This window comes from Actinoallomurus sp. NPDC052274 (assembly GCF_040679475.1).
In the GTDB taxonomy this organism is placed as follows: Bacteria; Actinomycetota; Actinomycetes; order Streptosporangiales; family Streptosporangiaceae; genus Actinoallomurus; species Actinoallomurus liliacearum.
On sequence record NZ_JBFAUT010000007.1, the window covers coordinates 91,734 to 117,361 of the forward strand.

Consider the following 25,628-nt stretch of genomic DNA (forward strand, 5'->3'; position numbering starts at 1 on the left):
GCGTCCCGAGCGGGTCCATGGGACTACCCAACGGCGGTGGACTTAAGCCGTAGAGCTGCAGGTTCTTACGATCCTTGCAAGATTCTGGAGAAGACTCCGGGGTCCTCGTCGAGCCCGCTGCACGTGTCGTTCTGCGCGGTGGTGTCCGCGGTGCAGGGCGTGTCCCGGGTGATCGACCACATCGACAGGCGGCCCAGGTGACGGGCGGCGGCCCACGTACGGATCTGCCGGGCGTCGGCGGGCTGCACCCCCGCGCCGGCGCCCGTCACCCCGATGACGGGCACGACGCCCATCCGCCGCCACACCGTGTCGGCGTCCTGGTGGTACAGCCGCTGGAGCTGGCCGTGGGCGGCGGTCGCGGAGGCGATCACGGTCGATCCGGTCCCGCCGGCGGGGACGAGGTTCACGATCGAGACGTCGACGCCGGCCGTCATCGCCGACCGCAGCGCGGCGAGCGCGCCGTCGGCGAGACCGGAGCGGCGCAGCGGAACGGTGAACGACACCCGCAGGCCGGGCCGGTCGTGCTGCAGCCGGGCCAGCGCCTCGGCGCGGCGGCCCGCCGCCGCGCCGTCGGCCAGCGCCTTGTCGGTGAGGTAGAAGTCGATCCGCTCGGCCTTGGTGGTGGTCAGCACCGAGCGGTACGCCGTGGTGAGCGCGTCGGTGTCCGCGCAGCCGCCGGCGAGTTCGGTGGCGTGCGGGCCGCCGAAGGACACGATGGTCTCGCCGGGGACCTTCTTGAGCTGCTTGCGGACGACCGCGTCGTCGAGCGGCGTCAGGCCGCCCCAGGTCGGCGTGCATCCCTGGGCGGCCGCGACGAACCCGAGGGTGTAGTCCCGTACGCCCGTCCGCGCCGAGGTCTTGGCGAAGTCGAGCGGCGGCCAGCTCAGCACGTCGGCGTACGGCGCGAAGGGGACGTCGGCGGCCGGAGCGGCCGAGGCGGTCGGATCCGGAGCCGTGGTGGTCCGGGAGGCGGTGGGCGCCGGGCGCGCGGCGGCCGGGCGCGGGCTCGAGCCGGGCACCTCCCTGATCGCCGCACCGGGCCGGGAGGCGGCGCGCGAACGGGCCGACGGGACCGCGTGCTGGTCCAGGTCGGTCGTCGCGGCGAGTACGGCGGCGCCGCCGGTGCAGGGAATGAGCAGGCCGGCCGAGAGCAGCGCGATCCTGCGGCTCAGCCGGGGTGCCGCGCGGCGCTTACGGTGTCTGCCCACGACCTCTCCTCGTGGGGCGGCAGGGACACCGCTGACCACGGGTGGCCCCTGTCGCTGCTGGGATTCGTCACCCGCAGTATGGCGTAGCCCTCCGACACGATCACTAACGGGGGTCGCGTGTCGGCCTGACACTTCCGCGCCTTGTCGAACGTTGATCATTTAGGGGGACCCACGCCTGCGCATCGGTAAGCCTCTCTGCGGGTATCAAATTCGTAAGAAACGGGGCTCAACAGGTTCAATGGGGGTGGGGAGCGTGGCATGCCGCGACGCGATGGCGTCGCGGTCCGACCGTGAAGGAGGAGATCTCCACCAGCGAGTCGCCTGCGGAGGGCCCTTCGGCCCGGTCCGCGCGACTCTGCTTGCGCGTTTCCCGTCGACTCGGAGGAGTAATGTCAACGTGACCTTGGTCAATGACGCGGCGCCCGCCGCGGTGAACACCACCGGCCGCAGGTTCCGCGCCTTCACGGCGAAGCATCTGGACGAGCTCACCGCTCGCGCCGGGCTGACCACCGAGCAACGCCTGGCGATCCAGGCGGTCGCCACGGTCCTGCCGTTCCGCACCAACAGCTACGTCGTCGATGAGCTGATCGACTGGTCCGCCGCCCCGGACGACCCCATCTACCGGCTCGTCTTCCCGCAAGAGGACATGCTCCCCGCGGAGGACGTCGCCCGCATCTCCGACCTGCTGCGCCGGGGAGCGCCTCGCGCCGAGGTGAACGCCGCCGCCCACGAGGTCCGGCTGAAACTGAACCCGCACCCGGCGGGACAGTTGCAGCTCAACGTCCCGACCCTCCACGAGGAGCCGATGCCCGGGGTGCAGCACAAGTACCCCGAGACCGTGCTGTTCTTCCCCAAACAGGGCCAGACCTGTCACGCCTACTGCACCTACTGCTTCCGGTGGGCGCAGTTCGTCGGCGAGCCCGACCTGAAGATGGCGGGCGATGACGTCGACCGGCTCAAGCGCTACCTGCGCGCGCACCCGGAGGTCACGAGCGTCCTGATCACGGGCGGCGACCCGATGATCATGGGTGAGCCCGTCCTGCGGCGCTACCTCGAGCCGCTGTTGGAGCTCGAGCAGCTCGAATCCATCCGGATCGGCAGCAAGGCCCTGGCCTACTGGCCGCAGCGCTGGGTCACCGACCCCGACGCGGACGACACGCTTCGCCTGTTCGAGAAGGTCGTCAACGCGGGCAAGAACCTCGCGTTCATGGCCCACTTCACCCACCCGCGCGAGCTCGAACCGCACCTGGTGTCCGAGGCGACCAGGCGCATCCGCTCCACCGGCGCGGTGATCCGTACTCAGGCCCCGCTCATCCGCACGATCAACGACGCGCCGCTGACGTGGGAGACCATGTGGCGGCGACAGCTGCGGATGGGCATGATCCCCTACTACATGTTCGTGGAACGTGACACCGGGCCCCAGGACTACTTCGCCGTGCCGCTCGCCCGCGCCTACGAGATCTTTCGGGACGCGTACAAGAACACCTCCGGGCTCTGCCGCACCGTTCGCGGTCCGTCCATGTCCGCCACGCCCGGCAAGGTCTGCGTCGACGGCGTCGTCGAGATCGGCGGCGAGAAGCTGTTCATGCTGCACTTCATCCAGTGCCGCGACCCGAAGTTCGTCAACCGGCCGTTCTTCGCCAAGTACGACCCGGAGGCCGTGTGGCTGACCGATCTGCGGCCGGCCTTCGGCGACCGGTTCCCGTTCGAGGGGCACGTCCCGGGCGGAGACGTGACGGCGCACGACGTCGTCGCTGCGGGCCCGTCCCTCTGACCGACCGGTTCGCATGACCGGTGACCAGTGACCGTGGGGCCGTACCCCTGGTGCGGCCCCACTGACAAGCCCCGCTCAGTACGCCGAGACCTCGATGAGGTTGCCGTCCGGGTCGCGGAAGTACACCGAGGTGATCGGCCCCTGCGCGCCGGTACGCCCGACGGGCCCCTCCTCGATCGGCACGCCGCAGTCCTCGAGGTGGCGCACCACGGCGTCGATCGGCGTAGCGGTGATCAGGCAGAGGTCCGCCGAGCCCGGCGTCGGGCGGGCGGCCTTCGGCTCGAACTCCGCTCCCCGCCGATGCAGGTTGATCTTGTGCGGCCCGAAGTTCAGTGCTCTGCGGCCGCCACCGAAGGTGACCGGCTCCATCCCGAGGACGCGGGTGTAGAAGCCGACGGTCCGTTCGACGTCCTCGACGGTCAGCACCAGATGGTCCATGCGCACCAGTTCGATCACGGGCCGAGTCTAGGGGGGACACCCCCTACGCCGCCGTGGCGGGCCGGGCGTGGGTGCCGGCCCGCCACGGCGGGCGCGGAGCCGTCAGCTCTCGTACTCGGGGACGATCTGCGCGCGGCCCAGGGTGTGCCCGGTGATGTTGAAGCCGACGACGGCGGGCGACGCGTCCTCGGGGACGCCGAGGTTCTCGACGTCCAGGGCGTGCACGGTGAAGGCGTAGCGGTGCGGCGCTCCCGGAGGCGGAGCGGCCCCGCCGAACTCCTTGTTCCCGTAGTCGTTACGGGCGTGCCGGGCACCCTCGGGAAGTCCCTTGAAGTCACCGCCGCCCGCACCGGCCGGCAACTCGGTCACGGACGCGGGGATGTCGTACAGGACCCAGTGCCAGAAGCCGCTTCCGGTGGGGGCGTCCGGGTCGTAGCAGGTGACCGCGAAGCTCTTGGTCTCCGCGGGGGCGCCCTCCCAGCGCAGGTGCGGGGAGCGGTTCTCGCCGTTGAACCCCCAGTCGTTGAACACGTGCGCGTTGGACAACCGCTCGCCGTGCGCGACGTCGTCGCTGGTCACGGTGAAGGACGGGACCTCGGGCAGGAATTCGTGCGGCAGCGGTGGCCGGCCTGCCATGGCAACCTCCTCGGTCGGTTCGACGGATACGCCTAAGTCCTACCAGCCATGCCCACCGAGGTGGCGATGATCCTCCCCGTACGAGACGGCGACCGGTGCCGCCCCGGCCACCGAGCCGGGGGCTATCGCCATTTTTCGCGGATTCCGGCTGATTCGGAGTTCAATCTGCGGCATGTGGCCCTGTGCCATCCGCCGCCACGTAGAGAGTGCGCAAAGGCCGCATGGGATTCGTGCCGATGTCGAGGTCAGGGGTATTCAACCTTCCGCGTGGCGATGCGACCATCACCGACAATCGAAGGAGGGAGCGGCGTTCTCTCTCCGGCTTGAGGGCCGGGCTTTCCACGCCGCGCGACTAATGAACCTAAAGGCGATCGTCTTGGCCGGCGCCGTGCTGACGGCCGTGCTCGGCACGGCCGCAGCGCCCGCGTACGCCGCACATCCGCAGCCGAACACCGGCCAGTCGGATTCAGGTGGCCTGCCGGGAACGGGGAATGACGACGGTTCGGGCTCCGGCCTCAGCGCCGTCCGGCCACCGAAAGGCGTTGACGAGTCGGCGGAGTCGGCTCGGGCCAAACGCGAGTCCGCTGTCACTAACGACGAGTTCGGCCTGAACCAGATTCGCCGGAATCGTTCGAAGATAAGCCCCGATTTCAACCCGTTCCAGGGGCGCCACACCAAGCTCCCTGAGATCGACGACGCGGGAGCCTGAGCCGATAGTGAATCGGGGGCGCATGTCCGGCGTGCCGCCGCTGCGCCCCCGATTCGGCGGCTACGTCCGGTCGGCGACGGCCGCCGACGCCGCGATGACCCTTTCCAGTACGAGGCCGGCCGCCGCCGCGAGCGGAACGGCCACCAGGACGACGCCCGACTGCAGTGCCCGCCACAGGGGCACCGTGCCGTGGTCGAGTCGGGCGGGGACGCCGGCGGCCACCGTGGAGTGCGTCCCGGCCAGCGCCCGCGCGTACACGAAGTCACCGGCCGCCAGCGTGAACGCCAAGACCGCGACGGCGGCGATGGCGGGTCGCAGCAGCGGCACGACGACCCGCAGGAACGCCGCGAGACGGCTGTGCCCGTCCACGAGCGCCTGTTCCTCGAGGTCCACGGGGACGGCCCGCAGGAAGCCGCCGAACAGCAGTACCGCCACCGGGACGGTGACCACCGGCTCGACGAGCACGAGCGTCCACAGGGACCCGCCGAGCCCGAGCGCGTCCGCGGTCCATGACAGCGGCAGGGCGAGCAGTACGGACGGCGCCAAGGCGAGGACGGCGACGATCCGGCCCACCGTGCCGCCCCGCCGCCGCCGGCTCAGCGCGTACGCGGCCGGGAGCGCGAGGAGCAGCGTCGCGACGGTGACGAGCGCGCCGACGACCAGCGTGTGCGCCACCCATGATCCGTACGCGGTCGTCCGCAGCAGGCGCACGCTCTCCTCGACCGGGACCTCCCGGGCGGCCGTCCACAGGCTCCACAGGAACGGCGCCGCGCAGAGCACCGACGCCCCGGTCGCCAGCGCGTAGAGCACCGAGCGCGCCAGGACGTGGCGCACGGTCTGGCGCCGCCGCTGCCGGGCGAGTTCCCGCGCCGCCGTACGCGCGGCCAGCCCACCGACGTTCATGGGCCCTCCTCTGTCGGGGAAGTGACCAGACGTGCTGTGCTCATGGTTCGCTCGCTCCGCTCACTCACGGACCCTCCGAATCCGCCCGCCGGCGTGCGAGCCGGAGCAGGCCGACCATTCCGGCCAGCGGTAGCGGCAGGAGCAGGACGGCGATCGCCGCGCCGCGGCCGAGCGCGCCGCCGTCGACGCCCTGTGCGAAGGCGAGCACGGCGAGTGGCCGCGGCTGGCCGCCCAGGCCGGTCAGCACGGCGCCGATCACCGCGTCGGCGCAGGTGAGGACCGCGGTCAGCAGCGCGGCCACCGTGATCGACGGCAGTGCGAGCGGGAGCGTCACCTCGAGTGCCCGCCGTACCGCGCCCGCGCCGTCGACGCGCGCGGCGTCCCGTACGTCGCGGGGCACGGCGGCGAGCCCGGCCGTCAGCACCACGGCGGCCAGGGGCGTCAGCCGCCAGACGTGCACGGCGACGACCGCGCCCAGGGCCACGGCGGGCCGGCCGTGCCAGGACGCGACGCCGGCGGCCCGCAGCAGCGGGCCGGCCGGGGAATTCGGGGAGTCCAGCAGCCACCGCCAGGAGGTCGCCGACAGCGCGGCCGGCGTCGCCCAGGGCAGCAGTACGAGCGGCCGGACCGCCCACCGGCCGCGGAAGCGGGCCGCCAGGACGTGGGCGAGGGCCTGCCCGCAGGCCAGCACGAGGACCGTGGTGACGCCGGTGATCAGTAGCGTGTCGCCGAGCGCCCGCCAGAGCGCGCCGTCCCCCAGCAGCGAGCCGAATTGCCGGACACCGGTGAACCGGTACGCGGGGGCCGCCGCCGTCACCCCGGACAGCGCCAGCGCGACCGCGAGCGCGACCGGCAGGAGGACCAGCGCCGTCAGGTAGACGACCGACGGCAGCAGGAACAGCCAGGTGAGCAGGCCCTCCCGGTCCGCGAGCGCGCCCCGCCGGCGGGCGCGCGGCGCGGTGTTCGCCGTCATCCGGCTCACCCGCCGATCCGTACGGGCGCCGTGCGGTTGCCGTACTCGGCGTCGAAGAAGCGCACACGGTCACCCGGCACGGCGAACTCGTGGGTCTGCCCGGCGGCGAGCGGAGTGGTCACGGTGGCGGGCAGCCGTGCGATCACCCGTGTCTCGCGGCCGATCCGCGTCACCGAGCCGTACACGTGCCGGTCGCCCGACAGGTGCTCGATCCGGTCGATGCGCAGCGGCATCGTGACGCGTCCCTCCGGCGGAACCTCCTCCGCGGGCAGCAGGTGCTCGGGGCGGAGGCCGATGAGCCGGTCGCCGCGCGGCACGAGGTTCATCGGGGGCGTGCCGATGAGGGTCGCGACGAAGGTGTCGACCGGCTCGTCGTAGAGGTCCTGGGGCGTGCCGACCTGGCGAAGCCGTCCGGCGTCCAGGATCGCGACGCGGTCGCCGAGACCGGTCGCCTCGGCCTGGTCGTGCGTCACACAGATCATCGCGGTGCCGAGCCGCCGCTGGAGGGCCCGCAGTTCGTCGCGGGCGGCGGCGCGCAGGCGGGGGTCGACGCCCGAGAGCGGCTCGTCGAGCAGCAGCACGGCCGGTTCCCGGACCAGGGCACGGGCCAGGGCCACCCTGCGGCGCTCGTCCGCGGACAGTCGGCCGGGGCGGCGACCCAGCAGACCGGGGACGCCGAGCAGGTCGGCGGCCCACCGCGCCTTGCGCTCGCGCATCGCGCGCGGCACGCGCTCGGCCTTGAGCGGGAACTCGATGTTGCCGCGCACGCTCTTGTGCGGATACAGGGCGTACGACGGGACCACGAGCCCTACCCGGCGGGTCCTCGGCGGCAGGCCGTTCATCAGGTGGCCGCCGAGGTAGACCTCGCCCAGGGTCGGGGACTCCAGGCCGGCGATGGTGCGCAGGAGCGTGGTCTTGCCCGCGCCCGCCGGGCCGAGCAGGGCGAGGCACTCGCCCTGCTCGGTGGCCAGGTCCACGCCGTCCAGCGCGCGCACGTGCTGCTTGCGGGGGCCTTCGTACACCTTCACCAGGCCCCGCGCCTCGAGGACCCTCACCGGTGGGTGGGCGCGGACGGAGTGACGGAAGTGACGGAACGGAGGAGACGGCGGGAGAGGAAGTCGTGTCGGGACAGCGGACGTCGATCCGGCATGGGACCTTCCCCGTGCAGAGGTTCCTCCCTCGAAAGTAGATCGATCTTGGCCGGGCTTCCAGCGGCAGTTGCCGCACAGGTCCCCATCCGTGGCTTTTCTTGGGTAACCCGTGTGTCCTGTGTGACCAAGGCGCTACAGTGCGTGATCTACATCAGTCGAGCTCTGGGCGGCGTACGGGGTAGGCCGTTCGCCCAGGAAACGGGGAGAAGTCAGGACATGCGTGGACTTGCCATTGCCGCGGTCAGTGCGGTCGCCATCGCCAGTGCCTCCTCGCCGGCCCGGTCGATAGCACCGGTGGCCGCGGCGGACACGGCGCGGGGCACCGCCGTGCCGGGAGCCCTAGGGGCCGACCCGGGGATCGCCCCGACGGCCGCCCTGCGGCCCTCCGCGGTGTTCAACGTCCCCTCCGGGTCGGCGGCGGAGCAGAACGCCATCGCCCACCACGTCAACCAGTTGACGGCCGGCGCGCCCCGGGGCGCGGTGATCCGGATCGCGGTGTTCATGTTCACGTCGCAGGCGTTCGCCCGGACCCTGATCGACGCCAAGAAACGCGGCGCGCACGTCCAACTGGTCGTCGACGCGAGCACCCGCGACAACGACGCGTACCGCCGCGTCGAGCGGGCCCTGGGCACCAGCCGCAAGAGCTCATCCTGGGTGGTGGCCTGCCACAAGGGCTGCGTCGGCGACACGATCATGCACAACAAGTTCTTCCTGTTCTCCCGCACCGGGCGGGCCCGGAACGTCGTCGTGCAGTCCTCGGCCAACCTGACCACGCGCAACCGCGTCAACGCCTGGAACAACGCCTTCACGATCAGCGACGCGCGGCTCTACAACGCCTACGTCCGCTACTTCGGCGCGCTGGCCGCCCGGCACCACGAGCAAGACCATTACCGGGTGACCCGCAGCGGGCGTGTCACCGCCTACACCTTCCCCCGCGCGGGCGACTCGGCCAAGACCGACACCCTGTACGAGCTGCTCGGACACGTCGGCTGCGCGAGCGGCACCGCGGTGCGCGTCACGACCTTCAACCTCAGCCGTACGGACGTCGCCGAGCGGCTCTGGTCGCTGTCCCACCAGGGCTGCGACGTCCGGGTCATCTACACGAACCTGAGCGACCGGGCCCGCGAGATCCTCGAACAGGACGGCGGGCCGGACCTACTGAGCAGCCACTACGTGTACGACGACGAGGAGACCGGCGACGAGGTCGACGCCTTCGCCCACTCGAAGTACGTCCTGATCAACGGCACGTACGCCGGACGGCCCCGCAAGGTCGTCATCACGGGCAGCCCGAACTACACCGAGCCGGCGCTGCGGCACAACGACGAAACGATGATCACTATCGAGGGGGCCGACATCTACGGCGCCTACCAGGGCAACTTCACCCGGCTCTGGAATGCCGCCCAGTCGCACTTCCAACTGCGGGGCAGCGTGCCGGACCCCGGATGATCCGGCGAGAGCCCGCCTCGGAGGTCGCTTCCCCGGAACGTCCGACCTCCGAAGCGGGCTTCGATCACTTACCGGTGGCCTCGACGTAGGCGTCGACGACCGTGTCGGTGTCACCGTCCATGATGAGCCGGCCCTCGTCCACCCACAGCACCCGGTTGCACATCTCCCGGATCGAGTCGAGCTGGTGGGCGACGAGGAAGACCGCACCGGCCTCCTTGCGCAGCTCGTCGATCTTGGCGGCGCTCTTGCGCCGGAACTTCGCGTCGCCGGTGGCCAGCGCCTCGTCGATCAGCAGCACGTCGTGGGACTTCGACGCGGCGATCGCGAACCGCAGCCGCGAGCCCATGCCGGAGGAGTACGCCCGCATCGGCAGCTGGATGAAGCCCTCCTTCAGCCCGGCGAACTTCACGATCTCGTCGTACTTCGCCTTGACCTCGTCCGGAGTCATGCCCATCGCCAGGCAGCCGAGCACGATGTTGCGCTCGCCGGTCAGGTCGTTCATCAGCGCGGCGTTGACGCCGAGCAGCGACGGCTGGCCTTCGGTGTAGACGCCGCCCTGCTGCGGCGGGAGCAGCCCGGCGATCGCCTTCAGCAGCGTGGACTTGCCCGAACCGTTGGTGCCGATGACACCGATCGCGTCGCCCTTGTAGGCGACGAAGGACATCCCGCGGATCGCGTGGACCTCCTTCATCGACGGGCGGTTCTGCCGGCGCAGGATGCGCATGATGGCGTTGTTGGCGTTGCCCTTGCCGCCCGCGCCGTACACGCGGTAGATGATGTGCAGGTCGTCGACGATGACGATGGGCTCGCGGGTCTGGTCGATCACCACCGGGGGAGCCGACCCGTCGGGGGCTGCGGACACCTTGACCTTCTCCTTGACGGCGTCAGCCACGACCGTACCTCTCCTCCGCGCGGTGGAAGAACCAGAAGCCCACCGCGAAGGCGACCACGGCCCAGCCCACGGCGTAGATCCAGATCATGTGGTTGGTCGAGACCAGCTCGGCGTGCTGCTTGCAGGCGTTCGCCGCCGCGACGATCTGCTTGTGGGTGGTGCCGCCGGCCGCGCACTTCTCGGCGTACTTCGCCTTCATGTGGGCCAGGTCGTGGCGGTAGGAGCCCATCAGCGAGCGGCGGGCGAGCTCGACGTACACCGATCCGGGGTTGGCCTCCATGACCCGCATGGCCCACGTCGGGACCTTGGAGCTCAGGGTGTACATCGAGAACATGATCCCGGAGAAGTAGAGCCAGGTCCGGAGGATGAACGGCAGCAACTGGCTGAGGTCCGGGACGAACGCGCCGATCCTGGCGACCACGAGGCTCACGCCGATGTTGAACATCAGCTGGAGCAGGAGGATCGGGATGATCAGCGCCCACTGCCAGGTGGGCCACTCCTGGAAACCGAGCATGATCACCAGCAGCACGCCCATCGCCGCGAACAGCTGCTGAAGCTCCACGATCGTGTAGGAGAACGGCAGCGTGGCCCGCGGGAAGTGCAGTGCCCTGATCAGCGACATGCTGGTCTGCACCGACTTGGCACCCGAGGTCACCGACCGCTGGGTGAAGTGGAAGAGGAAGATGCCGGTCACCAGGTACGGGATGTACTTCGACACGTCCCCGCTACGGCCCAGCAGCAGACCGAAGATCAGGTAATAGACCAGGGCGTTCAGCAGGGGAGTGAGAACCTGCCAAAGCTGGCCGAGACGCGACTCGGTGTACATCGCGACGCTCTTGGCCGAGGCGAACGCCCAAATGAAGTGACGTCGCTGCCAGAGCTGGCGGATGTACTCACCGAGGGGGGGACGAGCGGCGCTCTGCTTGAGCCCATGGCGCGCGGCGAACTCGGCCAGCGGGGGGTTCCCGGTCATGTGAGGGGGCTCCGCGATAGTGCTGACCTGCCCGCCACCCGAGGCTCCGAGCCGTTCCGGGTGACTCATGCCGAGCAGCCTATTGCAGACGGGCGCGCGGCAACGACCAACCGCGAGATGCGATGCCAAGAATGTGATCATTGGCGTGATCCGGTGCGCAACGGGGATACACCGGTTCATGTCCCTGTTGAATCGAGCGAGAGTGCTGGACCAGCGCGCTTTCGACGCGGTCGCGGCGGCCAAGCTGCCCGGCCTCGAATACATCCTGCCGCGACTGTCCAGAATCGCGAACCATTCGGTGCTGTGGGGCGGCGTCGCCGGGACGCTCGCCCTCACCAGCCGGCCGCAGATGCGCCGGGCGGCGCTGCGCGGGGCCATCGCCATCGGCCTGGCCAGCCCGCTGGCGAACCTCGTGGGCAAGCAGGCGTTCCGGCGGTCCCGCCCGCTGATCGAGCTGTTCACCCCCTCGGCGCGCCCCCTGTCCCCCCGGGCGGGGGTCACCCTGATCCCCTCGATCCGCTCGCCGTGGCGGCTCCCGACCTCCCCGTCCTTCCCGTCGGGCCACTCGGCGTCGGCCGCGGCGTTCGCCACGGCGGTCGCGATGGAGGCCCCGGCGGCCGTGGCGGTGCCGGTCGGCGTCGCCGCCGGCGCCGTGGCCTTCTCCCGGATCTACACCGGCGCGCACTACCCGGGCGACGTGCTCGCCGGGCTCGCGCTGGGCACCGCGGCGGGCCTCGGCACCCGCCTGCTGTGGCCCACCATGCCCGGCCCGGCGAGCTCCCGCTGGTCGAAGCCGGTCGAGGCGCTCCGCGGCGTGTCGGAGGACGGCGAGGGCGTCGTCGTCGTCGTGAACCCGGGCGCCGGCGGCAACAACGACGTGACCCGCGGGCTCAAGGAACGTCTCCCCGCCGCGGAGATCGTCGAGGCGGACGGCGACCTCGAGACGACGCTGAAGGACGCCGCCGGGCGCGCGGCCGTGCTCGGCGCCTGCGGCGGCGACGGCACCATCCGGGCCGCGGCGGCCGCCGCCCTCGACCAGCGCGTCCCCCTCCTCGTGATCCCCGGCGGCACGCTCAACCACTTCGCGCGCGCCCTCGGCCTCGAGACGGTCGCGGACGCGGTCGCGGCGTACCGGTCCGGCTGCGTCGCGCGTGTCGACGTCGGCCGGGCCGGTGACGAGATCTTCCTCAACACCGCGAGCTTCGGCGCCTACACCGAGCTCGTCCAGCGACGGGAGCGGCTGGAGGGCCGGCTGGGCAAGTGGCCCGCCCTGGCCGTCGCCGCCGTCCGCGTGCTCCGCCACACCGAGCCGGCGGACGTGTACGTCGACGGCCGCCACCGGCGCGTGTGGTTCGCGTTCATCGGCAACTGCCGGTACGGCGCCCGCGGCGTGGCCCCGACCTGGCGCGAGCGGCTCGACGACGGGGTGCTCGACATCCGGCTCATCGGCGCCAAGCGACACATCAGCCGGAGCCGCGCGGTCGCCGCCCTGCTGCTCGGGCACCTGCGGCTGATGCCGGACTACAGCGCCTGGTCGGCGGGCAAGCTCGAACTGAAGGGCGGCCACGGCGCGCTGCGGCTGACCCGGGACGGCGAGGTCGGCGCCTCCGAGGGCAACGTGATCGTGTCCAAGGAACCCGCCGCGCTCGCCGTCTTCGTGCCCTCGAAGACCACGACCCGCATCCACTGAGACGCGTGCCCGGAGGGCCTCTCCGCGCGTCCCGTCCGGGGTCGGTCACGCGTCCCGTCCGGGGGGCGCCAGGGTTCGCGACCGCTCTGGTCGGGTAGGGCGGCTGGAGGGTGGTCACGCAGCGCGACCACCCGATTCCAGTCGAGGATCTCGGGCGTTCCCCTGCCGGGGGGTCGGACCGGAACGCCTGTATGCCCGGGGGAGCGTCCGAGAGGGGGCTACGCGAAAGGTGAGGTCATCCATGCAGCGCGAGAGCGACAAGCAGGGTACGGCCCAGGACGAGCACCTCCGGAAGGAGACGAACAACCTCATCAGGGGGAGCGGGACGACGCGGTCGGAGCACGGCGGGACGGGCGGAGACGCCACGGCACGGCCCGCGCGACCGGCACGCGGCATGTCGCCCGCCGAGGTCGCGCGCCGGGCCGAGCTCAGCCGACACCTGCCGCCCAGCGAGTTCCCCGCCGATCGGCGGCGTCTACTCGCCCACCTGCGGAGCAAGGGCGCGCCCGACTCGGTGGTCGAGGCCATCTCGGGGCTGCCCGAGGGCAAGGAGTTCCACACGATCGGGGACATCGTCCGTGAGATCGGCCTGCCCGCGCGCCACTGAGACGTCGGATCGGTGCACCTGAGCACGTCGAGCCGGAGGCGCCCGGCCGGGCGCCTCCTCCTGACCGCCGAACAGCAGCACCCGACCGAAGCGGACGCCCGGCACCCCGTAGAGCGGATGGCCGGCACCCCGGTAGAGCGGATGGCCGGTGCCCAGAGGAGCGATGGCCGGTGCCCAGGGGAGCGGGCGGCCGGTGCCCTGGCGGAGGGGATGGCCGGTGCCCTGGCGGAGCGGACGGCCGGGCGTACTCTGGAACCATGGCGCTGAGGACGGGCACTTACGCGCTGGGGCCGGAGTCGGGAAGCCTCCTGCTCCGCACGTCCCGCAGCGGGGTCGGACGCAAGGTCGGGCACGACCTGACGATCGAGGTGACCCGCTGGTCCGGCCAGGCGGCCGTCGACCCGGCGGACCCCGCGAGCCTGTCGGTGAACGTCGACGCGGAGGTCGACTCGCTGCGCGTGCGCGAGGGCACCGGAGGCGTCAAGCCGCTCACCGACTCCGACCGTGCGGAGATCGAGAAGAACGCTCGCGAGAAGATCCTCCACGCCGGTGCCCATCCGCTGATCACCTTCCGATCGAGCGGGGCCCAGGGTACGCCCGAGTCGTTCACTCTCACCGGAGAGCTGACGATCATGGGCCGAACCCACCCTCTCACCGTACGGGGAGGTGTGGCGGACGACCGGGTCCGAGGCAGCGCGACCGTCGTCCAGACACAGTGGGGGATCAAGCCCTACTCGGCCCTGCTCGGCGCCCTCAAACTCGCCGACGAGGTCGAGGTCGAGTTCGACCTGGCGCTCCCCGCGGCCGACTGACGCCGCGCGCATTCCAGTCCCCGGCACTCGGCGCCTCCCGGGATGGGCCTGGGAAGTCGAGCGTCGTCCACGCGTAGGGCACCGTAGGCTGCCACGCCTGCCCGGCCGGGATGGGCCTGGGGAGTCGAGCACGGCCACGCGTCCGGCATCGCAGGCCGCCACGCCCGCCCGGGGTGGGTCCGGTGAGTCGTGCGTTGCCGTGGGTGGGGTCGTTGGGTGGTGGGCGTCGCGGGGCTGTGCGGAATGCTCGGTGAAGCGGCGCGGGCGCGGGCCATCTGTCCGAGTAAGGCAAGTTTGTGATGTGCCTGAACGGGCTTTTACCGAGACTTTGGTCCGGACGGCCCGCTGGAGCGGGTCTGTGCACGGCGTAGGCGTGTCTGCACGGCATTCGCTCCGAGCGCCGGCCACACGTAGGGCACCGCAGGCTGCCACGCCCGCCTGCCCGGCTGGGATGGGCCTGGGGAGTCGAGGGTCGCCCCGCGTACGGCATCGCAGGCCGCCACGCCCGCCCGGGGTGGGTCCGGTGAGTCGTGTGTTGCTGCGGGTGGGGTCGTGGGGGCGGGCGTCGCGGGGCCGTGCGGAATGTTCGGTGAAGCCCTGCGGGCGCGGGTCATTCGTGCCAATAGGGCCGGTTCGCCCGGCGTGGAGCGAGCCTTTACCGAGAGTGTGGTCCGCGTTGACCGGGCAGGGCGACCTGCGGCCGCCTGCCCCGGCGCGCGTCCCCGTCCGCCGGCACTCGACGCCTCTTCAACGGTTGACCACCCCGGCCGATCAACGGCGGCCGAGACCCCACCGGTCTACACCGGTCGGCACCGCGCCGGTCTACGGTGGCGGGCACCGCGCCGGCGCACGGTGGCGGGCATTGCGCCGGTCTACGGTGGCGGGCACCGCGCCGGCGCACGGTGGCGGGCACCGCGCCGGCGCACGGTGGCGGGCACTGCGTCGGTCTGTGGTGGTAGGTACCGCGCTGGTCTGCGGTGGGCGCCGCGCCGGTCTATGGCGGTGGGCACCGCAGGCCGCCACGTACGCCTGGGGGTCGGCGGGTCGAGTGTCGCCGTGGGTGGGGTCGTGGGGTGGTGGGCGTCGCGGGGGCGTGCGGAATGCTCGGTGAAGCCGCGCGGGTGCGGGTCATTCGTCCCGGTAAGACCGGTTCGTGAGGTGCCCGAGGGGGCTTTTACCGAGACTTCGGTCTTCGCCGACCGGGTAGGGCGGCCCGCCGGAACGGGCCGGGCCACGGCGGCTGAGACCTCTGCGGGTCAGCGGGGGCGGATCACTCGCGTTTCGTCCCATACCGGTTCGGCGGCCTCGTAGACCGATCCGTCGGCGCCGAAGACCACGAAGCGGTCGAACGATCGGGCGAACCAGCGGTCGTGGGTGACGGCGAGCACCGTGCCCGCGTACGCCTCCAGGCCCTCCTGCAGCGCCTCCGCGCTGGCCAGGTCGAGGTTGTCGGTGGGCTCGTCGAGCAGCAGCAGCGTGCAGCCGCTCAGCTCCAGAAGCAGGATCTGCAGCCGGGCCTGCTGGCCGCCCGACAGCGTCTCGAACGCCTGATCCCCGCAGTACTGCAGCTCGTACCGTGCCAGCGCGGCCATCGCCTCGTCGCGCAGCCGCGCGTGCTCGGTCATCAGGATCTCGGCCGGGGTACGGCCGCGCAGGTCGGGCCGGGCGTGGGTCTGGGCGAACAGTCCGGGGACCACCCGCGCGCCCAGGCGGCCCGCGCCGGTGTGGGCGACGTCCTCCCCGGCCAGCAGCCGCAGGAAGTGGCTCTTGCCCGAGCCGTTCGAGCCGAGCACCGCGACGCGCTCGCCGTACCAGACCTCCAGGTCGAACGGCCGCATCAGGCCGGTGAGCTCGAGGCCCTCGCAGATCACGGCGCGCTTGCCGGTCCGGCCGCCGCGCAGGCGGACCTTGATGTTCTGGTCGCGCGGGGGGACCTCCGGCGGCCCGGCCTCCTCGAAGCGCCGCAGCCGGGTCTGCGCGGCCTGGTAGCGCGAGGCCATGTCGGAGTTGTACGCGGCCTTCTGCTTGAACATGCGGACGAGCGCCTTCAGCTTGGCGTGCTCCTCGTCCCAGCGGCGGCGCAGCTCCTCCAGGCGCTCGTTGCGGTCGCGGCGGGCCCGCGCGTACGTGGCGAAGCCGTCGCCGTGCACCCAGACGTTCCCGGCCTCGACCGTGATGATCTGCCGGGCGGCGCGAGCCAGGAGTTCGCGGTCGTGCGACACGAGCAGCACGGTCTTGGGCGTCTCGCGCAGCCGGTCCTCCAGCCAGAGCTTGCCGGGCACGTCGAGGTAGTTGTCCGGCTCGTCCAGCAGCAGGACCTCGTCGGGGCCGCGGAACAGCGCCTCCAGGACGAGGCGCTTCTGCTCCCCGCCGGACAGCGTCTTCACGTCCCGCCAGCGGGCCCGGTCGTACGGGACGCCGAGCGCGGCGACGCAGCAGGCGTCCCACAGGACCTCGGCGTCGTAGCCCCCGGCGTCGCCCCATTCGGCGAGCGCCCCGGCGTAGCGCATCTGGGTGGGCTCGTCGTCGCGCTCCATCATGGCGAGCTCGGCCTGTTCGAGGGCCTTCGCGGCGTCGCGTACGCGCGGGACCGCGGTGGAGACGAGCAGGTCGTGGACGGTCGACTCGTCGCGGATGTTGCCGATGAACTGCCGCATCACCCCGAGCCCGCCGCTGCGGGTGATCGTGCCGCCCTGCGGCTCGAGGTCACCGGCGACGAGCCGCAGCAACGTGGTCTTGCCCGCGCCGTTCGGCCCGACCAGGGCGGCGACCGCGCCGTCCGCGACCCGGAACGAGGCGTCGTCCAGCAGCACCCGCCCGTCGGGCAGGACGTGACCGAGATGCGCGACTTCGACGTGACCCACGATCGGCCAGTCTCCGCCATCCCGCCGGAGGCGCCAACGGGTTTTCCGTCGCGCCGGCGTCAGCCCTTGCCGAGGGTGTTCCAGCGGGAGGGCGGCCAGACGATCACGAAGGCGCGGCCGATGACGTTCTTCACCGGGATGGTCCCCTGGTAGCCGTCCTCGAGGTGGAAGCGGGAGTCGGCGGAGTCCGACCGGTGGTCTCCCATCACCCAGAGGCGGCCGGCCGGCACCTTGATCGGGCCGAAGCTCTTGTGGTCGTCCTGATAGAGGTACGGCTCGTCGAGCGGCTTGCCGTCGACCAGCACCCGGCCCTGGGCGTCGCAGCACTGCACCGTCTGACCGCCGACCGCGATGACGCGCTTGACGAGGTCCTTCTCGTTCGCCTGAGGCATCCCGAACAGGCCGCCCACCCAGTTCAGCCCGCGCCGCAGCGGATTGCTCGGCTTGGCGATCCGCGTCTCCGGCTCCCAGGACGCGGGGGCGCGGAAGACGACGATGTCCCCGGGGTGCGGGTCGTGGAACCGGTAGCCGGCCTTGTAGACGAGGATCCGGTCCCCCGTGCAGCCCGCGCAGCCGTGCAGCGTCCGCTCCATCGACTCGGAGGGGATGAAGAACGCCTGCACCAGGAACGTCTTGATCAGCAGCGACAGCACGAGCGCGATGCCGATCAGGATGGGCAGCTCTCGAAGGAACGACCGTTTTTTCGCGGGCTTCTTCTGCTCCGCCTCGGGCGGGGTCTCGTCAGACACGCCTGTACGGTAAACCGAACGGCGATGTGATCGGCGTAAGCCCCCACGACCGCGGTCGTCCCCCGGGGATCCGGTGGCCGCCGCCGACATCAACACCCCGGCTCCGCCGGGCGTTCGTGATCGTCTTCCGGCGGCCGTACCCCCAGGTTGTCCACGCGAGCGTCCGGAGGCCGGTACGCTCGGCTGCGTGAGTCGGGAAGGCGTAACTCCTCAGTCCGAAGACTTCTCCGCCTGGTACAACGAGGTCGTCGTCCAGGCCGAGCTGGTCGACCGCGGCCCTGTCCGCGGCACGATGGTCATCCGGCCGTACGGCTACCGCATGTGGGAGCTGCTGCAGGCGGACCTCGACGGCCGCATCAAGGAGGCCGGGCACGGCAACGCCTGCTTCCCGATGTTCATCCCGGAGTCGTACTTCAAGCGCGAGGCCGAGCACGTCGAGGGGTTCTCTCCCGAGCTGGCCGTGGTCACGGTCGCCGGCGGCAAGGAGCTGGAGGAGCCGCTGGTCGTGCGGCCCACCTCCGAGACCGTCATCGGCGAGTACATGGCCAAGTGGATCGACTCGCACCGCGACCTGCCGCTGCTGCTGAACCAGTGGGCCAACGTCGTGCGCTGGGAGCTGCGCCCGCGCATGTTCCTGCGCACCACCGAGTTCCTGTGGCAGGAGGGGCACACGGCGCACGCGGACGAGGACGACGCGATGCGCGAGACCATGTGGGCGCTCGACGCCTACGCGGGGGTCGCCCGTGAGCTGGCCGCGATGCCGGTCATCGAGGGCGAGAAGACCCCGAGCGAGCGGTTCGCCGGAGCGGTCCGCACCTACTCGATCGAGGGCATGATGCGCGACGGGCGGGCCCTGCAGGCCGGCACCTCGCACTACCTCGGCACCAACTTCGCCAAGGTCTTCGACATCCAGTACCAGGACGCCCAGGGCGAGCTGGTGCACGCCCACACCACGTCCTGGGGCATGAGCACCCGCATGCTCGGCGGCGTGATCATGACGCACGGCGACGACAAGGGGCTCGTGCTGCCGCCGCGCATCGCGACGTACCAGGTCGTGATCGTGCCGATCGGCCGTGACGAGACCGCCGAGCGCACGGTCGCGGCGGCGAGCGAGCTGGCGGCCCGGCTGAAGCAGGCCGGCGTCCGCGTGCACGTCGACGAGCGCACCCAGCTGCGGCCGGGCTTCAAGTACAACGACTGGGAGATGCGCGGCGTCCCGATCCGGCTGGAGCTCGGCCCCCGCGACCTCGACGCCGGGGTCGTCACGCTGGCCCGCCGGCTCGGCGACCAGGGCAAGGAGCAGATCCCGCTCGACCGCGTGCCCGAGGTGCTGCCGGAGATCCTGGAGGAGTTCCAGGCGTTCCTGTACGCCCGCGCGGAGCGCTTCCGCGACGAGCACACCGCCGAGATCGACGACTGGGAGTCCTTCCGGTCCCAGGTCGGCGGCGGCTGGGCGCGGGTCCTGCACTGCGGCCGTACGGAGTGCGAGGACGAGATCAAGGCCGACACGGCCGCGACGCCGCGCGTGATCCCGGCGGAGGCGCCGGCGGAGACGGGCGCCTGCTTCCGCTGCGGGCAGCCGTCGGCGTACGGCAAGCGGGTCATCTTCGGCCGCTCGTACTGACCTCGATACGTACGAGGAACGGCCCCCGCGCCTGGGCCCTGTCCAAAGTGGACAGGCCCTCGCACGGGGGCCGTTCCTCGTCGTTCAGTCGATGATCGTGCGCAGCTCCCGCCGGCCGGTCCCCGGCCGCTCGCCGTCGTCCTCGCGGCCGGCCTCGATCCGGCGGCGGGTCAGCATGGGCTGTACGAACCACGCCCACGCGGCCACCCCGACGATCGCCGCCGCCGTCACGGCCGCCAGCCCGGAGGAGAAGAACCCCTGCGCGGCGACCGCCACGGCGCTGGACATCGACACGGTGAGCGCCAGCGTTCCGGCGATGCCGTACCGGTTCGACCGGTTGACCAGCAGGTCCTTACGGCCGGACCGGAACAGCATCCGGTGCTGGGCGGCCGGGGCCATCAGGCAGATGGACGCGCACGCCGCCGTGATCAACGACAGGTAGAACACCCACTGCCCGACGTGGCCGACCCGCTTGAAACCGTTCGAGAACGGCAGGGTGAGCAGGAACGCGAACAGGAACTGCACCCCGGCCACGATGACGCGCAGCCCTTGCAGCATCTCCACGAGTTCGCGGTCGAACCGCTCCCGCGGCGTCTCGTCCCGACGTGGATCAGGTTCGGTGTCGTCCGTGCCCATCGACGCCGTCAGAGATCCTCGTCCTCGTCCGCGGCGCCCGCGCCGACGCCCGCGAGAACGGGCTCGGGCTCGGGCACCGGCTGCAGGGACTCGTAGATCTTGACGGTCTCGTGCGCCACGCGCTCCCAGGAGAACCGGGACCGGACCCGGTCGACCGCGCCGATGCTGAGGGCCGTACGGATCGTCGGGTCGGCCAGCAGCGCGCGGACCCGGCGGGCGATCTCCATGGGACGGTCGGCCGGGACGTGGATGCCCGTGACGTTCTCGATCACCGAGTCGAGGTGACCGCCGACGGGGGAGACGACGACGGGGGTCCCGCAGGCCATCGACTCCAGCGGCACCCGGCCGACGTTCTCGTACGCGGGGACGCTGATCGTCAGGTCGGCGGAGCGCAGCAGCTTCGGCGCGTCGTTCGCCGAGACGCGGCCGATGAAGGTGACGCGGTCGGCGACCCCGGCCTCCTTGGCCTTTATCCGCAGCTGGTGGACGGTCTCGTCGGTCTCCAGGTCCTCACGCGCCGGGCCGCCGGCCACCACGAGCTCGGCTTCGGGGATCCGGGCCAGGGCCTGGATGACGGAGGCCACGCCCTGGTGCCGGCCGACCTTCAGGAGCGTGACCAGGCGCGGCGCCTCACCGCGCGGCAGGGCCGGGCCGTTCGGGGAGAACTTGTCCACGTCGACGCCCGAGGGCACCAGCGTGATCTGGCGGCGCGAGATCCCCAGCCGTACGAGCTCGGTCCGCTCGTTCTCGGTCATGGCGACGACCGTGCGAACGCTGCGGCCGATGGCTTTCTCCAGCCGTACCCGCGTGGGCGAGCAGGGCTGCCCGGACCGGCTGAGGGCCGTCCCCAGGGTGTGGAAGGACTGCACCACCGGGATGTCGAGGCCGTTCGCACCGGCGATCGCGGCCAGACCGCTCACCCAGTGGTGGGCGTGGACGACGTCGGGGCGCTTACCGTGCCAGCGCCGCGCCAGCTCCGCGCCGAAGTCGGCGAGGTAGGGCAGCAGCTCGTCCTCGGCCAGCGGGCGGACCGGCCCGACGGCCAGTTGCTCCACCGTGACCCCGGGGGCGAACCGCACCCGCTCCCGCGGGTCCCGCCCGTCCTGCCGGGTGAAGACGGTGACGCGGTGACCCTGGCGGCCGAGCTCGCGGGCGAGCTCGGCGACGTGGGCACCGAGGCCGTCCTCAAGTCCTTTGGCGGCGCCGAGGGGGCTGTCCTGAACCGAGACCATGGCGATGTTCATCATCGAGCAACCTCCAGGAAGATCAGACGACCGGGCGCGTCGGTGTCCGCGACGATCTCGACCCGTCCGGCTTCCCGACGTACGGGACGGAAGCCGTGGGAATGATCGGGGATGGGAAGTGATGCGCGCACGCACTCACGGCCAGGACCGTTGCCTGGGACCGTGGGGGAAAGAGAGAGGAACGCCGACGTCAGGCCGTTGACCGGGCCTGAGTTGTATGTACGCATGCACACCCTCCGGAGATCGAGGACGGGTATGCCGCCCTCCGGTGGTGTGCCTGCGTCTTAGGCACGAGTTCCTGGACCCAATTATTACCTCATACGGCGGCGATTAAACAGCCGACCCGGAAACTGCGGTCCGGCCGCCGGTGTCCGCGGTGACGCGCAGGGCCAACATCGACACGTCATCGCGCAGCTCACCGCCGCAGAACTCGATGAGAGCGTGCTCGACCGCCAGCGGCATGTCGGCGATCGGACCGGCGGCGTGCGCGGCGAGGATCTCGACCAGGCGCTCGTGCCCGAAGCGGTCGCGCTGCGCGTCGGAGCTCTCCACGACGCCGTCGGAGTACAGGAACAGCGTGTCGCCGGGCTCCAGGTCGAGCGACTCGACGCCGACCTCGAAGTCGTCGGCGAACAGGCCGAGCGGGATGCCGCCGCCGCTCAGCGTGCGGATCAGCCCGTCGCGCCGGATGAGCACCGCGGGCGGATGCCCCGCACTGCCGATCATGACGGCGAGGCCCTCGTCGCGCGGCTCGACGCAGGCCAGCACGGCCGTGACGAACCGCTCCTGGTCGAGCAGCGTCTCGTTGACCATCGACAGGACCTCGTCGGGCTTGGCGTTCCACCGGCCGAGGATCCGGATGCCGTGCCGCGCGCCGGCGTTCACGGCCGTGGCGTCCTCGCCCTTGCCGCAGACGTCGCCGAGGGCCACCCCCCAGCCGGCCGCGGTCGGGAACACGTCGTAGAAGTCGCCGCCGAACCCGCCGTCCCGCGTCGCCACGACGTACCGCGCGGACACCTCGGTACCGGGGATGGCCGGCAGCTCGCGGGGCAGCAGACCGGCGCGCAGCCGCTCGGTGACCTCCATGCGGCGCCGGTAGCGTCGCCCGGTCCGGATCACCAGCGCGAGGTTGCGGGCGAGCCGCTCGAGCAGCCCGAGATCCATCAGGTCGAACGGTCCCTGCTCGCCCGAGACGGTCAGCGTGAGGGTGCCCAGCGTGCGCTCGCCGTCGTCCAGCGGCACGCAGATCAGCGAGGACGCCTCGATCAGCCCGCACACGGGCAGATCGCCCTGGGTGGTCCCGAGCGTCCGCAGGTCCTCGATGTGGGCCTGCAGGACCGACTGGCCGCTGTCGTAGACCAGGGCGGGCAGCGAGCCGGAGCCCGGGTGGACGTTCTCCAGCATCCGGGCGACCTGCGTCCGTCGCTCGTCATCCGGGCCCATGACGACCTGCCGCCGCAGCGCGCCGTTCTGCTCCAGGTCGATGATGACCCAGTCGGCGAGTTCGGCGGCGATGAGCCGCGCGGAGCGGCGGACGGCGACCGACTCGGTCAGCGAGTCGTCCTCCAGCAGCATCCCCGTGGCGGTGGCGAGAACGTCCATCCGGTGCACGACCGTGGCCACCGCGTCGTCCGTCGCCGGCACCTCGGGCGCGGGCTCCTGGGTCGCCGGCTCACGCGTCGACGGGGCGGTCGCGGCGACCACGAGCGGCTCGGGCTCGCCGCTCACCCAGATCCGGGCGAGCGTCACGTCGGCGAACACGGGGCCGTGCTTGGACAGGAAGCGCACCCGCGTACGGCGCCGCTGCCCCGAGTGGAACACTCCCGCGATGTGCGAGCCGACCGCCGCCCGCGTCGCCATGTCGCAGAAGACTGGGAACGGCTTGCCGGTGAGGTAGCCGGCGGACGAACCGAGCAGCGCGCCGGCCTGGCGGTTCACCCGTCGGACCGTGCCATCGCGCTCGAGCAGGAACAGCGGGACCGGGGCGTCCTGGAACACCGTGCGCAGCATCCGGCGCTCGCTCTCGGCGGCCTCCGATCGGGCCTCCGCGGTCGCGCGGTCCTCGCCGGTGGCGCCGAGCGACGCCACGGCCAGTTCGAGTTCGACGAGGGCCGCCTCGAGGAGCGGCCCGGGGTCTGCGTCGGGCAGGGCGGCGGCACTGCGCAGCTCGCTCAGCCGGATCTTGACCTTGGCGGTCTCCTGGAGGAGGGACTGGGTCTCCTGCTGGTCGGACATATCGCCTCCCAGCGTGACGCGATCGCTGCCCGCGACCAAATCGGACGGCTGGTTCGTACTCTAACGGCCGCCCGCGGCTCCAGCGAGGCCGGACCGCCCGGTGCCGTCGGCATCGGGCCTGCTGCCTTCGACGATCCGCCGCGCCAGTGCCGTCAGCTTGACGTGCCGGGTCTGCGAGATCCGCTTGAGCTCGTTGAACGCGGTCTCGGCGTCACAGCCCATCGCGTGCATGAGCACGCCCTTCGCCTGGTCCACGACGGCCCGCGCCTCCACGGCCTGCCGCAACTGCACCGCCGTACGGTGGGCGTCCTCGTAGTGCCGGGTGTTGGACACGGCCGCACCGCCCTGCGCGGCGAGCAGGGCGCCGATCCCGAGCTCCCGCCGGTCGAGCGCGCCGGGCACCACGCCGTACATCGTCAGCGTCATCAGGATCGGCCCGGTGCGATGCACCGTCGTGGCGAAGCACCGCACTCCGCGTTGCAGCGCGATCGGGGTGAAGGTGGGCCACCGGGTCTCGACCAGCGTGTCGGAGCAGAACACCGACGTCTCGGTGCGCGCGACGTCGAAGACCGGGCCGTCCCGGCGGGTGCACTGGACGTCGACGAGGTAGGCCAGGTCCGGATGGGTGCCGGCCAGATCCCGGGGCTCGGGGTCGTCGCCGGCGGCCCATCGGATCCCGGTCGCTCCCGCGCACCCACGGACCGTGCGGACCGCCAACTCGGTCACCCGCCGCAGCGCCACGGTCTCCGACGCCTCGTGGACAAGGCCCAGACGGGCGATCTCCACGGCGAGCTCACTACTGATCTGCGGTCCCACGCCGTCCACGGTATCCCCCTAACCGGCCAGGTGTTCGCCGCCACGAGGGGCGCCGGCGATCAGGGCGTCGCCGCCGGTCGCGACGTCCCGCAGCGAGACGATGCCCACCGCCCTGTCCCCCTCCACGACGGGCAGCCGCCGCACGCCTCGCTCCAGCATGAGGCGCACGGCGGTCTCGGTCTCGTCATCGGGCCCGATCGTCACCACGCCGGCGCTGCAGACCTGATCGAGCCGCGTGCCGTGCAGGTCGCGTCCTTCCGCCACGGCGCGAACGACGATGTCGCGGTCGGTGAGCAGCCCGCACAACCGGCCCGCCTGGGTGACGAGCACTCCGCCGACTCCTTGGTCACGCATCAACCGGGCCGCCTCGGTGAGCGGCGCGTCAAGAGGGAGGGCGACCGGCTCGGGCGTCATCACGTCGCGTACCTTCTGCGCCATTGCGAACACTTCCCTTCGCCCGTCATGCGCCGACTACCCCCGGAGGCGGGTCTTATTCCGGACAAGACGCCCCATGCATGTCGGTGCCGACGGGAGAGCGAGGTGTTCGCCGACCCTCGATCGTCAGAAGTCGAAGATCGAAGCGGTCTTGGCGCGCAGCACGCAGGTGTTCGGGTACCGCTCGCTGACCTTGACCCGCTCGCCGTGCCGCTGGCCCTCCGCGCTGACCATGACCGGCGAGTAGATCATGAAGCACGCCCGCGGGTTCTTCTCGTCGGGGGCGACCGTGAGGTCGCCGCGCGCCTTGTCGAGGTCCGCGCAGGCCTGGGCGGCCTTCGGGTGGGTGCCGCCCACCGGGTCGCACTGCAACGTCACGGTACGCGGGGCGGCCGAGCCCACCGCGGTCCGCAGCGTCAGCCGGGTCGGGCCCTGCGCGGCCGCCGGCCCGGTGGCCGGGTCCGCCGACGGTGCGGGCGGTGCCGGCGGCCGCACAGGGCCACCGTGCGGCGGCGTCGAGTCGGACGCCGGAGCCCCGGTGCCCGGCGCGGGAGGCATCCGTACGGTGATCGGCGCCTGGGCGCTCGGGGCGGCGGACAGGTCGCGGATGACCGCACCGGGTGGCGCGGGCCGCACAGGTCCCTTCGGCCACATCGCCTGTTCGCCGATGTCGGCCGCCGGAGGCGCCGGTCTGGTCTGGGCCGTGGCCGCGGAGGCCGAGAGCACCGCCGGAATGGCGGCGGCGATGGAGAACGCCAGAATAATTCGCATTTGTCTTCCCCCCGGAAAGTCCGCCTGATCAGCGGAGCTCAA

The 25,628-nt window shown here is 71.8% G+C and carries 23 protein-coding genes; 7 read left to right on the forward strand and 16 right to left on the reverse strand.

Annotation, left to right across the window (positions count from 1 at the left end):
• Window positions 1-65 precede the first annotated feature (65 nt).
• Complete coding sequence (locus tag AB0K82_RS08595; RefSeq protein WP_364394415.1) at window positions 66-1,208, reverse strand: hypothetical protein; 1,143 nt, start codon at window positions 1,206-1,208, stop codon at window positions 66-68.
• A gap of 397 nt (window positions 1,209-1,605) precedes the next feature.
• Here AB0K82_RS08595 and AB0K82_RS08600 point away from each other — a divergent pair, with 397 nt between their 5' ends.
• Window positions 1,606-2,982, forward strand: a complete 1,377-nt coding sequence (locus AB0K82_RS08600; protein WP_364394417.1) for a lysine 2,3-aminomutase — start codon at window positions 1,606-1,608, stop codon at window positions 2,980-2,982.
• A 75-nt stretch (window positions 2,983-3,057) separates the two neighbouring features.
• On the opposite strand, the gene AB0K82_RS08605 is transcribed toward AB0K82_RS08600, so the two are convergent.
• Both AB0K82_RS08605 and AB0K82_RS08610 read right to left on the reverse strand, forming a co-directional pair.
• Entirely contained in the window at window positions 3,058-3,438 is a 381-nt protein-coding gene (locus AB0K82_RS08605; protein ID WP_364394419.1) for a VOC family protein, read from the reverse strand.
• Between the two features lie 84 nt (window positions 3,439-3,522).
• Complete coding sequence (locus AB0K82_RS08610) at window positions 3,523-4,056, reverse strand: YbhB/YbcL family Raf kinase inhibitor-like protein (protein ID WP_364394421.1); 534 nt, start codon at window positions 4,054-4,056, stop codon at window positions 3,523-3,525.
• 376 nt (window positions 4,057-4,432) lie between these two features.
• Here AB0K82_RS08610 and AB0K82_RS08615 point away from each other — a divergent pair, with 376 nt between their 5' ends.
• A complete protein-coding gene (locus AB0K82_RS08615; RefSeq protein WP_364394423.1) occupies window positions 4,433-4,765 on the forward strand; it encodes a hypothetical protein in 333 nt (110 codons plus the stop codon).
• Window positions 4,766-4,825: 60 nt separating this feature from the next.
• Here AB0K82_RS08615 and AB0K82_RS08620 read toward each other — a convergent pair whose 3' ends face one another.
• From AB0K82_RS08620 to AB0K82_RS08630, 3 genes are all read right to left on the reverse strand, one after another.
• Window positions 4,826-5,668 (reverse strand): ABC transporter permease subunit, encoded by an 843-nt coding sequence (locus tag AB0K82_RS08620; protein ID WP_364394425.1) that lies wholly within the window; start codon window positions 5,666-5,668, stop codon window positions 4,826-4,828.
• A 64-nt stretch (window positions 5,669-5,732) separates the two neighbouring features.
• Window positions 5,733-6,641: a sugar ABC transporter permease gene (locus tag AB0K82_RS08625; protein ID WP_364394649.1), complete on the reverse strand. Its 909-nt coding sequence runs from the start codon at window positions 6,639-6,641 to the stop codon at window positions 5,733-5,735.
• Between the two features lie 5 nt (window positions 6,642-6,646).
• Window positions 6,647-7,696, reverse strand: coding sequence for an ABC transporter ATP-binding protein (locus tag AB0K82_RS08630; RefSeq protein ID WP_364394427.1), 1,050 nt, complete (start codon window positions 7,694-7,696; stop codon window positions 6,647-6,649).
• Window positions 7,697-8,008: 312 nt separating this feature from the next.
• On the opposite strand from AB0K82_RS08630, the gene AB0K82_RS08635 reads away from it, so the two are divergent.
• Window positions 8,009-9,238 (forward strand): phospholipase D-like domain-containing protein, encoded by a 1,230-nt coding sequence (locus tag AB0K82_RS08635; protein WP_364394429.1) that lies wholly within the window; start codon window positions 8,009-8,011, stop codon window positions 9,236-9,238.
• A gap of 64 nt (window positions 9,239-9,302) precedes the next feature.
• On the opposite strand, the gene AB0K82_RS08640 is transcribed toward AB0K82_RS08635, so the two are convergent.
• Window positions 9,303-10,100 (reverse strand): ABC transporter ATP-binding protein, encoded by a 798-nt coding sequence (locus AB0K82_RS08640; protein WP_364394651.1) that lies wholly within the window; start codon window positions 10,098-10,100, stop codon window positions 9,303-9,305.
• A gap of 22 nt (window positions 10,101-10,122) precedes the next feature.
• Window positions 10,123-11,103: an ABC transporter permease gene (locus AB0K82_RS08645; protein WP_364394431.1), complete on the reverse strand. Its 981-nt coding sequence runs from the start codon at window positions 11,101-11,103 to the stop codon at window positions 10,123-10,125.
• Window positions 11,104-11,281: 178 nt separating this feature from the next.
• Between AB0K82_RS08645 and AB0K82_RS08650 the strand changes: the two genes are divergently transcribed.
• From AB0K82_RS08650 to AB0K82_RS08660, 3 genes are all read left to right on the forward strand, one after another.
• Window positions 11,282-12,793 (forward strand): diacylglycerol kinase family protein, encoded by a 1,512-nt coding sequence (locus tag AB0K82_RS08650; RefSeq protein WP_364394433.1) that lies wholly within the window; start codon window positions 11,282-11,284, stop codon window positions 12,791-12,793.
• Window positions 12,794-13,034: 241 nt separating this feature from the next.
• Window positions 13,035-13,400 (forward strand): DUF2795 domain-containing protein, encoded by a 366-nt coding sequence (locus AB0K82_RS08655; protein ID WP_364394435.1) that lies wholly within the window; start codon window positions 13,035-13,037, stop codon window positions 13,398-13,400.
• 257 nt (window positions 13,401-13,657) lie between these two features.
• Window positions 13,658-14,212 carry a YceI family protein gene (locus tag AB0K82_RS08660; protein WP_364394437.1) on the forward strand — a complete coding sequence of 185 codons (555 nt, stop codon included), beginning with the start codon at window positions 13,658-13,660 and terminating at the stop codon, window positions 14,210-14,212.
• A gap of 1,256 nt (window positions 14,213-15,468) precedes the next feature.
• Here AB0K82_RS08660 and AB0K82_RS08665 read toward each other — a convergent pair.
• Together AB0K82_RS08665 and lepB are read right to left on the reverse strand one after the other, a co-directional pair.
• Window positions 15,469-17,076 (reverse strand): ATP-binding cassette domain-containing protein, encoded by a 1,608-nt coding sequence (locus tag AB0K82_RS08665; RefSeq protein ID WP_364394439.1) that lies wholly within the window; start codon window positions 17,074-17,076, stop codon window positions 15,469-15,471.
• 59 nt (window positions 17,077-17,135) lie between these two features.
• Entirely contained in the window at window positions 17,136-17,825 is a 690-nt protein-coding gene (lepB, locus tag AB0K82_RS08670) for a signal peptidase I (RefSeq protein ID WP_364394441.1), read from the reverse strand.
• A gap of 187 nt (window positions 17,826-18,012) precedes the next feature.
• Here lepB and proS point away from each other — a divergent pair, with 187 nt between their 5' ends.
• Window positions 18,013-19,449 (forward strand): proline--tRNA ligase, encoded by a 1,437-nt coding sequence (gene proS / locus AB0K82_RS08675; RefSeq protein ID WP_364394443.1) that lies wholly within the window; start codon window positions 18,013-18,015, stop codon window positions 19,447-19,449.
• An 84-nt stretch (window positions 19,450-19,533) separates the two neighbouring features.
• On the opposite strand, the gene AB0K82_RS08680 is transcribed toward proS, so the two are convergent.
• The 6 genes from AB0K82_RS08680 to AB0K82_RS08705 form a co-directional block, all read right to left on the reverse strand.
• A complete protein-coding gene (locus AB0K82_RS08680; protein WP_364394445.1) occupies window positions 19,534-20,085 on the reverse strand; it encodes a DUF6328 family protein in 552 nt (183 codons plus the stop codon).
• A gap of 8 nt (window positions 20,086-20,093) precedes the next feature.
• A complete protein-coding gene (locus AB0K82_RS08685; protein ID WP_364394447.1) occupies window positions 20,094-21,332 on the reverse strand; it encodes a glycosyltransferase in 1,239 nt (412 codons plus the stop codon).
• 327 nt (window positions 21,333-21,659) lie between these two features.
• Window positions 21,660-23,564, reverse strand: a complete 1,905-nt coding sequence (locus AB0K82_RS08690) for a SpoIIE family protein phosphatase (RefSeq protein ID WP_364394449.1) — start codon at window positions 23,562-23,564, stop codon at window positions 21,660-21,662.
• Window positions 23,565-23,624: 60 nt separating this feature from the next.
• On the reverse strand, window positions 23,625-24,380 hold the full coding sequence (locus AB0K82_RS08695) for a GAF and ANTAR domain-containing protein (RefSeq protein ID WP_364394451.1): 756 nt from the start codon (window positions 24,378-24,380) through the stop codon (window positions 23,625-23,627).
• An 18-nt stretch (window positions 24,381-24,398) separates the two neighbouring features.
• Window positions 24,399-24,818 (reverse strand): CBS domain-containing protein, encoded by a 420-nt coding sequence (locus AB0K82_RS08700; protein WP_364394453.1) that lies wholly within the window; start codon window positions 24,816-24,818, stop codon window positions 24,399-24,401.
• A gap of 123 nt (window positions 24,819-24,941) precedes the next feature.
• Window positions 24,942-25,586, reverse strand: coding sequence for an SSI family serine proteinase inhibitor (locus AB0K82_RS08705; protein WP_364394455.1), 645 nt, complete (start codon window positions 25,584-25,586; stop codon window positions 24,942-24,944).
• Between the last annotated feature and the right edge of the window lie 42 nt (window positions 25,587-25,628).

Excerpts from the sequence above, each read along its gene's own strand:
- AB0K82_RS08660 (WP_364394437.1), top strand. The coding sequence starts at position 13,658 with ATGGCGCTGAGGACGGGCACTTACGCGCTGGGGCCGGAGTCGGGAAGC.
- AB0K82_RS08620 (WP_364394425.1), bottom strand. The coding sequence starts at position 5,668 with ATGAACGTCGGTGGGCTGGCCGCGCGTACGGCGGCGCGGGAACTCGCC.
- AB0K82_RS08680 (WP_364394445.1), bottom strand. The coding sequence starts at position 20,085 with ATGGGCACGGACGACACCGAACCTGATCCACGTCGGGACGAGACGCCG.
- AB0K82_RS08705 (WP_364394455.1), bottom strand. The coding sequence starts at position 25,586 with ATGCGAATTATTCTGGCGTTCTCCATCGCCGCCGCCATTCCGGCGGTG.
- AB0K82_RS08635 (WP_364394429.1), top strand. The coding sequence starts at position 8,009 with ATGCGTGGACTTGCCATTGCCGCGGTCAGTGCGGTCGCCATCGCCAGT.
- AB0K82_RS08645 (WP_364394431.1), bottom strand. The coding sequence starts at position 11,103 with ATGACCGGGAACCCCCCGCTGGCCGAGTTCGCCGCGCGCCATGGGCTC.
- AB0K82_RS08685 (WP_364394447.1), bottom strand. The coding sequence starts at position 21,332 with ATGATGAACATCGCCATGGTCTCGGTTCAGGACAGCCCCCTCGGCGCC.
- AB0K82_RS08690 (WP_364394449.1), bottom strand. The coding sequence starts at position 23,564 with ATGTCCGACCAGCAGGAGACCCAGTCCCTCCTCCAGGAGACCGCCAAG.
- AB0K82_RS08610 (WP_364394421.1), bottom strand. The coding sequence starts at position 4,056 with ATGGCAGGCCGGCCACCGCTGCCGCACGAATTCCTGCCCGAGGTCCCG.
- AB0K82_RS08700 (WP_364394453.1), bottom strand. The coding sequence starts at position 24,818 with ATGGCGCAGAAGGTACGCGACGTGATGACGCCCGAGCCGGTCGCCCTC.
- AB0K82_RS08625 (WP_364394649.1), bottom strand. The coding sequence starts at position 6,641 with ATGACGGCGAACACCGCGCCGCGCGCCCGCCGGCGGGGCGCGCTCGCG.
- AB0K82_RS08650 (WP_364394433.1), top strand. The coding sequence starts at position 11,282 with ATGTCCCTGTTGAATCGAGCGAGAGTGCTGGACCAGCGCGCTTTCGAC.
- AB0K82_RS08655 (WP_364394435.1), top strand. The coding sequence starts at position 13,035 with ATGCAGCGCGAGAGCGACAAGCAGGGTACGGCCCAGGACGAGCACCTC.